Genomic DNA, 11641 nt, shown 5'->3' with positions numbered 1-11641 from the left:
TCCGCGTCCACGCTCGGCGCCGGCAGCGCGAACGGCGCCGAGATGGAGAGCTTCTTCCCGTCCGCACTGGTCAGCGTCGCCAGCGGACCGCTCCCACCGCCCGACAGCACCACACCGCCGACCGCCGACCTCGGCGCGAACGTGCCGTCCGCGCCCCGGGCCAGGGTGGCGTCCAGCGCCGCCCACTTCCCGTCCTTCTTCACCCGCTTCTGCTCCGGCGCCGCCGTCAGCAGCAGGTGCCCGTCCGGCGTCGCCGACGTCTCGCCCGACTCCGTCGTCAACGACTCGATCGGAACGTTCTTCCCGGTCGCCTTCGCCTGCGCCAGCGCCCGGTCCGTCTCCGACTGCGGACGCTGCTGCTCGCGCTGCTTCGCGACCGCCGCGATCTCCGCGGCCGAGGGCAACGGCTGCGCGTCGGCCGCGAACGCGACCGGCACCGCCAACCCACCCGCCAGGGCCAACGCCCCGGTCAGACCCACCATCCGTAGCGCGGCAGCGCCGCGATACCGTCTGCTCACAGTCAAAGCTCCTGCATTCGATGAAACATCAAAGCTGCTCGACGGCATGGTGGTTCGCATCCATCGGATCGCCGGGCCCAGCCGGAGTTCGCGGACTGCCACCGCAAGGAATGTGCACGCGACCGTCGAGCGGTACGGGCGTGCGGACGCTCAGTACATTCACGTAAACGGCACCGGAAACGCAATCCGTTAGAACGACGGAACGCCCCCTTTGCCGAGCAAGGCCCACTTTGCCCGAGGGTGTGACGTGCACCACATCGGGATTTGTTCGGGAGGCCGTCGGCCTGCCTCGACGGCCTGCCGGCGCTGCGCTGTGCCCTTTGTGGCGTTCGATCGACTTTTTCGATCCGGGCAATGTGGAGACAAGCAGCGCCGGGGCCGGAAAGGTAAAAAATCCGCCAAACCGAACAATTGCCGTCAGGGTGCTCAGGCGGGGGTGAGGGTGTCGAGGGCGCCGGACTTGGCCTGGGCGACGAGGTCGGCGAACTGGTCGAGGCTCATCTGGATCTGCTGGCCGAAGTCGTCGGTGAGGCGGACGCGCCGGTCCTCGGGGGCGTCGGGGTCGAGGAAGAGCTGGGGGCAGCCGCAGTCGCAGGTGCCGCAGAAGGTGGCGAGGGGGAGGGCGGGTTCGCGCACGGCGGTGGTTCTCCTGTCCTGGGGGTGTGTTCGGAGCAGTGGTCGGCCCGGGCCGGGGCCGGGTTCCCGAAGAGGTGATGTGATGCAGGTCACATTCACGAGGTCGGGTGGAACTCGCCGACGGACGGCCTCCGGAGGGCGGGGAGGGTGCGACGATGGGCCGCCATGGGACCGGGACGGGTGGGGCGAGCGGGACGGGCCGCGGTGTTCGCGGCCGCCGGCGTGCTGCTCGCGGCCGTCGCGCACGTGCTGGCCTCCGGCACCCCGGTGCCGGGGTGGGGGCTGGCCGCGGGGCTCGGCGGGGCCGGGCTGCTGGGCTGGCTGACGGCCGGTCGGGAGCGCGGGCCGCTGCCGGTCACCGGTCTGACCGTCGGGGTCCAGGCCGTGCTGCACGCGCTGTTCTCGCTCGGCGGGGACGCGGCGCCCGCGCCCGGCGGACTCGCCGCCCAGTGGGCGCAGTTGCTGTGCGGCACCGGCCCCGTGAGCGAGCAGCGGGCCGCGCAGCTGGCCGAGGCGGCCGGGCTCGCCCCCGCGGACGGGTTCGCCGTCGTCCCGCTCGACGACGCACCTGGCCCGGTGGGGCTGGCGCAGCACGCGATGGTGCTGGCGGGCCATCAGCACGGCGGCGGCGCGGGCGGGTTCGGAATGCTCGGCGCGCACCTGCTGGCCGCGCTGCTGCTCGGCCTGTGGCTGGCGGCGGGCGAGCGCGCCGTGCACGGCCTGGCCCGGGCCGTCGCGGCCCGCCTGTTCGCGCCCGTCCTGCTGGTGCTCGGCGCCGTCCGCCCGCCGCACCCGCCGCGCGGCCGCCGCCCCCGGGCCGGACACCTCCGGCCGTCGGCGCGGCTGCTGGTCCACTCGCTCGCCACCCGGGGCCCGCCGGCGCGGTCCGCCGCCGCCTGACGGTCCGTCTCCCGACGGTCCGTCACCCCCGGGGCGCCGCCCCGGCCGTCACCGCGCCCGCGTCCTGCGACCGCGGCGCCGGTGCGGCGCGCCCGGGGCCGCCCCGCGACCCCGGGGCCGCTCCTCGAACCCCCGCCCGCCCTCCGGTCGTGAGGGCTCCCCCCGTCGTGGGGCTGTCCCGGGCGACGGCGGGGGTTCGAGAACGGCCGCCCCGGGGGCCGCTCCCGTCTCCCGAGCGAGGACACCCGGAGATGACCCCTGCCTCCCACCCGTCGCCCCCCGCCGCCGTGCGGGTGCGCGCGGACGACGGCGACGTGACCGCCTGGGCGCTGGCCGCCCGCGGCGGCGACCCGGCGGCGGTGGAGCGGTTCGTCCGCGCCACCCGCGCCGACGTCCGACGGTTCGTCACCCACCTGAGCGGCGACCCGCAGGCCGCCGACGACCTGACCCAGGACACCTACCTGCGGGCGCTGCGCGCCCTGCCCCGGTTCGAGGGGCGCTCGTCCGCCCGGACCTGGCTGCTGAGCATCGCCCGCCGCACCGTCGTCGACCGGTACCGGTTCGCGGCGTGCCGGCCCCGGCTGCTGGACACCGAGGACTGGCAGTCCGCCGCCGAGCGGGCCCAGCCGAGCGGCCTGCCCGGCTTCGAGGAGGGGGTGGCGCTCGGCGAACTGCTGGCGGCGCTGCCCGCCGAGCGCCGCGCTGCCTTCGTGCTGACGGCGCTGCTCGGCCTGCCCTACGAGGAGGTGGCCGAGTTGACGGGCTGCCCGGTCGGCACCGTCCGCTCCCGGGTCAACCGGGCCCGCGGCGTGCTGATCCGCCGGCTGGCGGCCGCCGAGCGGGCCGACGGGGCCGCGCTCGGCTGCGCGGCCTGACGGGAGCGGTGCCGGAAAGGCCGACGGGCGGCCCGCCGCGAGGACGGGCCGCCCGGTGGGCCGGGGTGCGGCCGGGTCAGGGGATGACCAGGGTCTGGCCGGCGTTGATCAGGTCCGGGTTGGAGATGCCGTTGGCGTCGGCGATCCGCTGGTACTGGCTGCCGTCGCCGTAGAAGCGGTCGGCGATCGCCCACAGGCTGTCGCCGCCCTGGACGGTGTAGGTCTGCTGCTGGGCGGCCTCGGGCTGCGGCTCGGGCTCGGCGGCCTGGACGGGCGCGGGCTCGGCCGCCCGCGGCGCGGCGTCGGCGACCCGGGTGCCGGACTCCCACAGGGTGCGGTCGCCGCCGACCACCGCGTTGCCGTCGTCGTTGAGGCGGAGGTAGGCGTCGGCGTTGCCGTCCGTGCCGGTCGACCAGAGGGCCTCGCCGGAGCCGCTGTAGAGGACGAAGTTGCCGTCGTCCTGCATCTGCGCGGTGGTGGCGCCGCGGCCGTCCGTGGCGGTGGCCCAGATCGGCTGCCCGGTGCCGAGGTCGGACAGGACCAGGTTCCCGTCGGACTGGAGGGAGAGCCGGAAGCGACCGTTGTCGGACAGCAGCTCCTCGTCGACAGCGAGGGCTTCACCGGGCTTGAGGGTCGAGGACATCACTTGCTCCACGGAATCGGAATCGGAAACGGAGGACGGTCGGCCGGTTACGGCCACGGTCGACTCTCTGCCCCCGACCGCCGCCCCCACAACCCGCCGGCTCCCGGTTCATCCGCACGAAGGACGGCCCGCCCGTCGGGTTGACGGCGTCGCCCGGGCGGGGCCGGACCGCCCGGGCCGGTGGAACGTGCCGGATGAACTCCCTTTGCTTATAGGGGAGTTACTGCTCCGCGGGGGCGGCGAAGGGCCAGGCGGTGAGGTCGCGGTAGTGGATCGGGCCCGGGCCGCGGCCGATGTTGCTGCCGACCAGGTGCAGCCGGGCGGTGTGCCAGTCGCGGCCGGTGAAGCCGGCCAGCACGGCCGCCGCCGCCGGGACGGAGTCGTGGTCGTCGCGGCGGGCCCGGGCCAGGGTCAGGTGCGGGCGCAGCGGCCGTTCGAGGAAGTCGATCCCGCAGGACCTGACCAGCCGCCGGACCTCGGCGGCCAGGTCGTGCAGCCCGTCGAGGTCGCCGCCGACGCCGCTCCACAGCAGGCGGTCGTCGAAGTGCCCGCCGCCGTGCAGGCGCAGCCGCAGGGCCGGGCGGGCGGCGGCGGTGCCGGAGAGCGCCCCGCGGAGCAGCGGGACGGCGGTGCTGGGCAGTTCGCCGAGGAAGGCCAGCGTGATGTGCCAGTCCTCGATCCGGTTCCAGCGCAGCCGGGGGTGGGCGTCGCCGGCGGGCCGCAGGGCACGGGCCAGCTCGTCCTTGGCCGCGTCGGGCGGGGCCAGGGCCACGAACAGGCGCCGGGTCGGAGGCTCGGGGTGATCGTCCACCAGGGATTTCTAGCAGCCGGACGGCGGCGGCCGCGCGCCGGGCCGACCCGGCGGGAGCTGGCGGGAGTCGGCGGGAGGGCCGGCGGGAGGGCTGGCGGGAGGGCTGGCGGGATCTTGACGGTCGCGGGCGGTCGCGCCACTCGTGGGGCCGGGGCCCGGCCGCCCAGAATGGACGTGTCGACGCCGGCCGGGACGGAAACCCCGGGCCGGCTCCCCCTCCCGAGAGCGCGCGAGCGCAGAGACGAGGCACCCGCATGTCCGCCACCGCCCCCGCCACGATCGACAGCGCCGTCCTGAGCGTCCCCGCCGCCGAACCGGCCGTCGCCGCCGCCCACTTCGAGGCCCGGCTCGCCTTCGAGGCCGACGTCTCGGACGTCCGCGCCGACCTCGCCTCCGGCGCGCCCGGCATCGTGCTGGTCGACACCCGCAGCGCCGCCGCCTGGGACCAGGGCCGCATCCCCGGGGCGCTGCACATCCCGACCGGCCGGATCGCCGAACTGGCGCCGCAGCTGATCGACCCGGCGCTGACCGTGGTCACCTACTGCTGGGGCCCCGGCTGCAACGGCGCGACCCGGGCGGCGCTGGTCTTCGCCCGGCTCGGCTACCGGGTCAAGGAGATGCTCGGCGGCTTCGAGTACTGGGTCCGGGAGGGCTTCGCCCACGACACCGCGAACGGCACCGAGCAGCGCCCCGTCGACGACCTGACCGCCCCGCGCTCGGGCATCGCCTGCGCCTGCTGACGGATCGTCAATCCTCTTTCCCCGTAGTGGTGTTGACCGAGCCGTCGAGCGGAAGGCCGATCGGGCGGCGGGAGTCGTGACCGGGGCCGGTGCCGCCGCCGCAACCCTCCCGGGTCCCGACGCGCTCGACACCCCGCCCTGCGCGACCCGGTGCCGCGCCGCCGCTGTCGGTCCCGGATGCCAGCCTGGCCCGATGGACGAGATGCACGACCACGACGAACAGCTGCTCCGCGGCCGGGTCTACGGCGCCGACCACGAGGACCCGGGCCCCCGCCCCGGACACGACTACCGCGAACTCGTCGGCGGCCCCCTCGACGGCCTCCTCCTCGACACCACCGGCTGGCCCCCCGCCGCCCTCGCCGCCGGCACCGCCCTCACCACCCACCTCGGCCGCCACGGCGGAACCGGCCGCTCCCACTACACCCCGCGCGAGGGCGACCCCCGCCACTGGGACCACGCGGGCGACACCCCCTGAACAGGAAGTTCAGCCGAAGAAACGCCGCCACCAGGGCCGCGGCTCCGCCGACAGTCGTGTCAGCGCGTCGCGCGTCAAGACCGTGTGGGGATGGTCGTCACCGAGGAGTTCGCGCCTCGCTGCGAGGACGGCCTCGAAGTCGACCCCTGCCTGCTGCCGGTGGCCTCGGTCCCAGAGGATCTGGGCGAGGTTGTGGCGGGCGGTCAAGGTGTGCGGGTGGTTGTCGCCGAGGAGTTCGCGCCGCACGGCGAGGACGGCTTCGAGTTCGATCTGCGCCTGCCGCAGGTGGCCCTGGTCGTAGAGGACGCCGGCGAGGTTGTGGCGGGTGGTCAGGGTGCTGGGGTGGTCGTCGCCGAGGACTTCCCGTTCCATGGCGAGGACGATTTCGAACTCGGTCCTGGCCTGCGGCAAGTGCCCCTGGTCCTGGAGGACGCTGGCCAGGCTGTGGCGGGTGGTCAGGGTGTCGGGGTGGTCGTCGCCGAGGATCTCCCGTTCCATGGCGAGGACGATTTCGAACTCGGTCCTGGCCTGCTGCAGGTGCCCTTGGGCCTGGAGGACGAAAGCGAGGTTGTGGCGGGTGGTCAGGGTGCTGGGGTGGTCGTCGCCGAGGAGTTCACGGCGTACGGCGAGGATGGTTTCGAGTTCGGTTTGCGCCTGCTGCAGGTGGCCCTGGGCCTGCATGGTGCCGGCGAGGTTGTGGCGGGTGGTCAGGGTGTCGGAGTGGTCGTCGCCGAGGAGTTCGCGCCGTGTTGCGAGCAGGGTTTCGAACTCGGCCCGCGCCTGTCGGAGGAGCCCGGCCTGGTGCAGGTAATTGGTGACGAAGTGGGCTGCTTTCGCCAGTTCGACGGTCCGGAGGCCCTGCGGGTGGTGGAACGCCGCCAGGACGTGCGGAGCGAGCGCCTGCCACATCGACCAGGTGCTGGGGTCGTCCGGGTAACCGGTCTCCTCGGAGAGGACCGCGTCCACCAGCAGCCGCACCGTCGTCTCCGTCGGCGGGGTGTGCGAGGCGTCGCGGACCAGGGGGTGCATGCGCAGCAGGGGCAGTGAGCCGGTGGTGGAGAAGGTGAGGAAGCCGACCGACTCCAGGGCGGTGAGGTGGGCCCAGAGGGTGGGGCCGTCCAGGTGGGGGAGGCGGTCCGGGGTGAGGAGGAGGGTGTAGGGGAGGTCGGCGTCGGCGAAGGAGGCGATCAGTTCGAGGAGGTCGCGGGCGTGCGGGTGGCCGCGTTCTTCGAGCAGGGCCACGGACATCGACCAGGTGCGGGCCAGGGACTGGCTGTGGTCGAGGGTGGCGGGGCCGCCGGTGTTCCAGGTGGAGTGGTAGGCGGCGAAGGTGACGGGGGTGTCGGCGGCGCGGTAGGCGGGCGGGGTGCCCAGGGTCCGGGCGAGGTAGGTGCCGGCCAGGTGGAGGGCGAGCGGGAGGCCGCCGAGGCGGGCGGCGAGGGCGCGGGCCTCGGCGGGGGAGCCGGCGGCGGGGCCGGTGCGGTCGAGCAGGATCTGGGCGGCGGCGTCCGGCCCGCCCTCGACCTCCTCGGTGAGCGGGCCGACCCGGTGGTGGCGGGCGCCGGGCCCCCAGGTGGCGGGGGCGCCGTCGCGGGTGGTGACCAGGACCGCGCCCGCGCCGGTGGTGGGGCGGAGCCAGCCGGTGCCGGCGGCCAGCCGGCCGGGGCCGTCGAGCAGGGCCGGGGCGTCGGCGTTGTCCACCACCAGCAGCCAGGGGTCGCGCAGGCGGCCGAGCGCCGACCACAGGACGTCCGCCGCGTCGCCGTGGGCGAGTTGGCCGGGGTCGGCGCCCGCCTGCCGGGCCACCGCGCGCAGCGACGCCTCCAGGACGGATTCGCTGCGGGCGTCCACCCACCAGACCCGGCCGGGGTGCCCGGCGGCGATCTCCAGCGCCAGCGAGGTCTTGCCGCAGCCGCCCATCCCGGACAGCACCACCAGCCGTCCCGCGCCGGGCGCCCGCAGGTTCGCCCCGACGGCGGCCAGCAGCCCGTCCCGGCCGCGCAGCGGTGCCGCCGCGTCGCGGATGCCGAGCGGGGCGGCCGTCGACACCGTCACCAGCGGGTCGGGGGCCCCGGGGGCGCCGTAGTAGTGGCGGCTCTGGTCGACCCGGTCGATCGACCAGGCGGCCACCGACCGTTCGCCGCCCGCCTCGATCCCGACCCGCGCCGGTCCGACGCCGTCGCCCTCCGCCACGTCCAGCCCCCTGACCCGCCGCTCCGCGGTCCTGCCGTCCTGCCGTCCCGCCGTTCCGCGCACGGTGACGGGTACGTCAGACCTTAGGGCTGCCGGGGACGGTCTGTCCCGGGCTCCCGGTGGCACCGGCGCCGGGCAGGGCGTCCACCCGGGCGAAGCCGTAGCCGCGGTCGCGCAGGCCCTCGATGACGGCGGGCAGGGCGGCGACGGTCTGCGAGCGGTCGCCGCCCCCGTCGTGCAGCAGGATCAGCGCGCCGGGCCGGGCCTGCGCCAGGACGGCCGCGGTGACGGCGTCCGCGCCCGGCATCGACCAGTCGGCGGGGTCGACGTCCCAGAGCACCATGGTGGTGTCCGACGCGCGCAGCCAGTCGAGCACCCGCGGGGTCCGGCCGCCGTACGGGGGGCGGAACATCCGCGGCCCGTCGCCGCCCACCGCGGCGGCCAGCGCCTCGTCGGTGCGCTCCAGTTGGGCGAGCAGCTCGGGCCGGGACAGGTCCGGCAGGTACGGGTGCGACCAGGTGTGGTTGGCGATCTGGTGGCCGGCGGCGGCCATCCGCTCCAGTTCGGCCCGGTGCGCGAGGGCGTGCAGGCCGACGCAGAAGAAGGTCGCGGGCACCCCGTGGCGGTCCAGCACGTCCAGGACCCGGCCGGTGTACGGCGGGTTCGGGCCGTCGTCGAAGGTCAGTGCCACCAGCGGCAGCGCGCACGGGTCGGCCCAGCGGCAGCGCCCGGCCCGGCGCATCCGCTCCAGGTCGGCGGCGCTCGCGTCGATGTCCGCGGCCAGTTCGGCGCCCCGCCCCGCCAGGGTTCCGGCGCCGGGGACGAGTCGCACCACCGAGCCGAAGTCGCGTACGGCGGCGCCCGCCAGCTCCGCCGCCGGGACCGACCCGAACGCGGGCCGGTCCGGCAGCACCCACGGGTCGGCCCGGTAGACGGCCAGTCCGGCGCCGGTCAGCGCGCCGTCCACGATGCCGTTGGTCGAGTCGACCACCGTCACCAGGTGCTGGCCCGCCCGGGCGAACTCCCCCTGCAGGCGCAGCAGGTGCTCGGTCAGCGAGCCCAGTCCGCCGGCCGCGAACCGGGCCGCGGGCCCGACCGGCCGCCCGGCCCCGTCCAGGACGGCGACCTCGAAGCCGACCCCGCTCCAGGCAACTCCCGAATAGCGCACGGCGCCTCCTCGCGGCCGGCCGCGGCGCCGACGGCCGCGGGGACGGTCCGGAAGCCTTCCGGATTGACGCTCGGGCGTCAATGCCCTTGGAAGTGAAGAGAGTTGACGGTGCGTCAGTGCTCCAGGTCGGCGCGCATCGCGGCGAACAGCTTGGCGGCGTCGGCCGGGGCGGTGGCGGGGAAGAGCGCGACGGCCGCGGTCGAGGTGTCGACCCAGCCGCAGAGGGCGTCCGCGCCCAGCGGGAAGCACTCCAGGTTGCCGCCGAGCGGACCGGCCGGGTACGGGGCGGAAGTGCCCGGGGTGCCGGTCGAGCCCTCGCCCAGCGCGTAGTCGACCAGGCCGCGCCAGAGGTGCTCGCGGCGCTTGCTCGGCTCCTCCGGGACGTTGTCGACGCCCGCGAACAGCACCGGGCGGGCCGAGGTCTTCCCCGGGTGCTGGAAGTTGGCCTCGATCAGGCGCATCGAGTCGCGCATCTCGCCCGGGTCGACGGGCACGTCGGACAGCTGCTGCGTCCCGGTGGCCCGGGGCAGCCCGCCGGCCGTCTTCGCGTCGACCAGGCTGCGCTTCCCGCCGGCCGCCGGGGAGGCCGGGGGCTTGGTGGCGGGGCTCTGGGCGCCGGGGGAGGCCGGGGCGGAGGTCGCGGCGGTGGGGGCCGCGCCGGTCGCGGCGTCGTCGCCGGCGCCCTCCGGGTCGCAGGCGGTGAGGGCGAGCGTGGCGGTGAGCGCGGCGGCGGCGAGCAGGGCGCGGGCGGCGAGAGGCTGACGGCTGTTCACGGCGGGTTCCCCCAGGTGCGTTCGTGGCGGTGGTGCGACAGGCACGGAGCAGGACGCTAGGGCCCCGGGCCGGGTCTGCGGGTGCGGATGCGCCGATTCCGGACCGCATCGGTACCGGACGGTGACACGGCGGGCCGCCCGGTGACCGTGCTGTTGCGGAAGGCCGGGCGGAGTGCGGTCCGACCGCGGGACGCGGGGGAGGGACGGGGGGAACGGCGACCGCCCGCCGCGCGGGTGGCGCGGCGGGCGGTCGTGGTCGGCGGTCGGAGCGGGTGGCCGTCCGGTCACCTGTTGGTGCGGGAGTTGCTCCAGGCGGGGGCGACGACCGCGACCAGGGCGACCGCGCAGCCGATCTGCAGGAAGTGCCTGATCCAGTCGATGCCGCCGGTGTGCCGGACGCCGATCCACCCGGCGATCAGGTTGCCGAGCAGCGCACCGGCCGCGCCGAGCAGCATCGTCAGCCACCACGGGATCGCCTGCGGCCCGCGCAGGATCAGCTTGGCCAGTACGCCCAGAATGAAGCCGATCAGCAGAATCCAGAGGAGTTGGAACATCGAATCCCAGCCTTTCCGGTCGGGTGCCGCCCAGGTGCCGAACCGGTCGACAGCGCTGAACCGAACGCGGGGCCGCCGGGAGGCGGTCCGCACCTGCCATGATCGCCCGCCGGGCCCGGCCGGGCATCTCGGCGGCCGCCCGCGCACCGTCGGCGGCCCCCGCGGCGCCCGTCCGGACGCCGCCGCGACGATCCGCCCGCGCCGGGAGGTTTGCGGGGTGCCCGGCGGGGTGGCGGGGGGCGGGTCGTTGCGTACCGGCACGGTGTGATGGGATAACCGACCTGAGCGGATGTCAGGTCCTACGGGGGAGCAGACACAGCATGGCAGCGGGTTTCGGCGTCGAACTGGGCGAACTGGCGAAGATCCAGAAGGACTTCCAGCAGATCCAGCAGCGGATGGGTGAGCTCAACAAGCAGAGCGGCCGGATCAAGGAGGCGATGGCCAAGGCCGTGGCCACCGACGTCTCGGCCGGGCTGCTCGGCAACGTGCTCGGCGCGGGCGCGGTGATCGCGCAGGTGTGCGAACGGGTCGACGCCATCAAGGAGCGGATGGCGGCCCTGGAGGCCACCAAGAAGCAGCTCACCGAGAACCTGCAGGAGGACACCCGGAAGCTCGGCACCGTCCTGAAGCAGTACCAGGAGGCCGAGAAGCGGGCCCGCGAAGGCGTCAGCAAGCCCGGCAAGGAGGGCCACCAGGGCCAGCCGAAGAGCCCCGGCAAGAGCAGCGGGGAGCACAAGCCCGGCGGCGGCACCGGCTCGCACAAGCCGGGCGGCGGCGAGCACCACGGCCGGCCGAAGAGCCCGAACCAGCCCGAGCACCAGGGCAACGACCCGAAGACCGAGGTCTCGCAGGCCGGCAAGATCGCCACCGGCGACGTCACCTACGGCGGCAAGGGCAAGTACGGCAGCGGCGAGGCGGCCTGCCGCCAGTACATCGCGCAGGCGCTGGACGCGATGGGCATCACCGACCCGAAGGCCCGCGAGGCCTGGACGGAAGGCATGCTGACCATCGCCAAGCGCGAGTCCTCGTACAACGCGCCCACCTCGCAGGTGAACCTGTGGGACACCAACGCGCACGGCGCCAAGCAGGCCGACGGCGCGCCGCTGAACAGCTCGCGCGGCGGCTGGCAGACCATCCCGAGCACCTTCGCGGCGTACCACGTCAAGGGCACCTCGACGGACATCTACGACCCGGTGGCGAACGTCGCCGCGTCGATGAACTACATCCAGAGCCGCTACCACGTGTCGTCGGACGGGCACGACCTGGCGTCCAAGGTGCAGCAGGCCGACCCGCACCGCTCGCCCCGGGGCTACTGAACCGCCGTCCGACCGTCTCGTCCACGTCCACCGGGGGAA

General features: G+C 75.3%; 12 protein-coding genes and 1 pseudogene. 5 read left to right on the top strand and 8 right to left on the bottom strand.

Annotated features, from left to right (window positions below):
• Together ACIQBJ_RS04765 and ACIQBJ_RS04760 are read right to left on the bottom strand one after the other, a co-directional pair.
• Positions 1-518: pseudogene (locus ACIQBJ_RS04765) on the bottom strand (hypothetical protein); the annotation flags it as partial.
• A gap of 426 nt (positions 519-944) precedes the next feature.
• The gene (locus ACIQBJ_RS04760; RefSeq protein ID WP_400703400.1) at positions 945-1154 is read right to left on the bottom strand and encodes a hypothetical protein; all 210 of its coding nucleotides are present in this window, start codon (positions 1152-1154) and stop codon (positions 945-947) included.
• A gap of 180 nt (positions 1155-1334) precedes the next feature.
• Between ACIQBJ_RS04760 and ACIQBJ_RS04755 the strand changes: the two genes are divergently transcribed.
• Both ACIQBJ_RS04755 and ACIQBJ_RS04750 read left to right on the top strand, forming a co-directional pair.
• Positions 1335-2054, top strand: a complete 720-nt coding sequence (locus tag ACIQBJ_RS04755; protein ID WP_400703397.1) for a hypothetical protein — start codon at positions 1335-1337, stop codon at positions 2052-2054.
• Between the two features lie 251 nt (positions 2055-2305).
• Positions 2306-2929 (top strand): sigma-70 family RNA polymerase sigma factor, encoded by a 624-nt coding sequence (locus ACIQBJ_RS04750; RefSeq protein WP_400703394.1) that lies wholly within the window; start codon positions 2306-2308, stop codon positions 2927-2929.
• Positions 2930-3005: 76 nt separating this feature from the next.
• On the opposite strand, the gene ACIQBJ_RS04745 is transcribed toward ACIQBJ_RS04750, so the two are convergent.
• Both ACIQBJ_RS04745 and thpR read right to left on the bottom strand, forming a co-directional pair.
• The gene (locus tag ACIQBJ_RS04745; protein ID WP_400703391.1) at positions 3006-3572 is read right to left on the bottom strand and encodes a LysM peptidoglycan-binding domain-containing protein; all 567 of its coding nucleotides are present in this window, start codon (positions 3570-3572) and stop codon (positions 3006-3008) included.
• Positions 3573-3792: 220 nt separating this feature from the next.
• Positions 3793-4383 (bottom strand): RNA 2',3'-cyclic phosphodiesterase, encoded by a 591-nt coding sequence (thpR, locus tag ACIQBJ_RS04740; RefSeq protein WP_400703388.1) that lies wholly within the window; start codon positions 4381-4383, stop codon positions 3793-3795.
• Positions 4384-4637: 254 nt separating this feature from the next.
• Here thpR and ACIQBJ_RS04735 point away from each other — a divergent pair, with 254 nt between their 5' ends.
• Both ACIQBJ_RS04735 and ACIQBJ_RS04730 read left to right on the top strand, forming a co-directional pair.
• Positions 4638-5123 carry a rhodanese-like domain-containing protein gene (locus ACIQBJ_RS04735; protein WP_400703385.1) on the top strand — a complete coding sequence of 162 codons (486 nt, stop codon included), beginning with the start codon at positions 4638-4640 and terminating at the stop codon, positions 5121-5123.
• A 202-nt stretch (positions 5124-5325) separates the two neighbouring features.
• The gene (locus tag ACIQBJ_RS04730) at positions 5326-5598 is read left to right on the top strand and encodes a hypothetical protein (protein ID WP_400703531.1); all 273 of its coding nucleotides are present in this window, start codon (positions 5326-5328) and stop codon (positions 5596-5598) included.
• Between the two features lie 9 nt (positions 5599-5607).
• Here ACIQBJ_RS04730 and ACIQBJ_RS04725 read toward each other — a convergent pair whose 3' ends face one another.
• The 4 genes from ACIQBJ_RS04725 to ACIQBJ_RS04710 form a co-directional block, all read right to left on the bottom strand.
• A complete protein-coding gene (locus ACIQBJ_RS04725) occupies positions 5608-7791 on the bottom strand; it encodes a tetratricopeptide repeat protein (RefSeq protein ID WP_400703382.1) in 2184 nt (727 codons plus the stop codon).
• A gap of 76 nt (positions 7792-7867) precedes the next feature.
• Positions 7868-8959 carry a polysaccharide deacetylase family protein gene (locus ACIQBJ_RS04720; RefSeq protein ID WP_400703379.1) on the bottom strand — a complete coding sequence of 364 codons (1092 nt, stop codon included), beginning with the start codon at positions 8957-8959 and terminating at the stop codon, positions 7868-7870.
• 113 nt (positions 8960-9072) lie between these two features.
• On the bottom strand, positions 9073-9732 hold the full coding sequence (locus tag ACIQBJ_RS04715; protein WP_400703376.1) for a hypothetical protein: 660 nt from the start codon (positions 9730-9732) through the stop codon (positions 9073-9075).
• 284 nt (positions 9733-10016) lie between these two features.
• Positions 10017-10286 (bottom strand): GlsB/YeaQ/YmgE family stress response membrane protein, encoded by a 270-nt coding sequence (locus tag ACIQBJ_RS04710; protein WP_400703373.1) that lies wholly within the window; start codon positions 10284-10286, stop codon positions 10017-10019.
• Positions 10287-10606: 320 nt separating this feature from the next.
• Here ACIQBJ_RS04710 and ACIQBJ_RS04705 point away from each other — a divergent pair, with 320 nt between their 5' ends.
• On the top strand, positions 10607-11602 hold the full coding sequence (locus ACIQBJ_RS04705) for a transglycosylase SLT domain-containing protein (RefSeq protein WP_400703370.1): 996 nt from the start codon (positions 10607-10609) through the stop codon (positions 11600-11602).
• Positions 11603-11641 lie beyond the last annotated feature (39 nt).

The sequence above is a fragment of the Kitasatospora sp. NPDC088391 genome, assembly GCF_044753345.1.
Lineage (GTDB): Bacteria > Actinomycetota > Actinomycetes > Streptomycetales > Streptomycetaceae > Kitasatospora.
Note: the sequence above shows the minus strand (reverse complement) of the source record. Positions and strands in the feature narration are given on the sequence as shown.

Excerpts from the sequence above, each read along its gene's own strand:
- ACIQBJ_RS04750 (WP_400703394.1), top strand. The coding sequence starts at position 2,306 with ATGACCCCTGCCTCCCACCCGTCGCCCCCCGCCGCCGTGCGGGTGCGC.
- ACIQBJ_RS04745 (WP_400703391.1), bottom strand. The coding sequence starts at position 3,572 with ATGTCCTCGACCCTCAAGCCCGGTGAAGCCCTCGCTGTCGACGAGGAG.
- ACIQBJ_RS04735 (WP_400703385.1), top strand. The coding sequence starts at position 4,638 with ATGTCCGCCACCGCCCCCGCCACGATCGACAGCGCCGTCCTGAGCGTC.
- ACIQBJ_RS04730 (WP_400703531.1), top strand. The coding sequence starts at position 5,326 with ATGCACGACCACGACGAACAGCTGCTCCGCGGCCGGGTCTACGGCGCC.
- ACIQBJ_RS04710 (WP_400703373.1), bottom strand. The coding sequence starts at position 10,286 with ATGTTCCAACTCCTCTGGATTCTGCTGATCGGCTTCATTCTGGGCGTA.
- ACIQBJ_RS04705 (WP_400703370.1), top strand. The coding sequence starts at position 10,607 with ATGGCAGCGGGTTTCGGCGTCGAACTGGGCGAACTGGCGAAGATCCAG.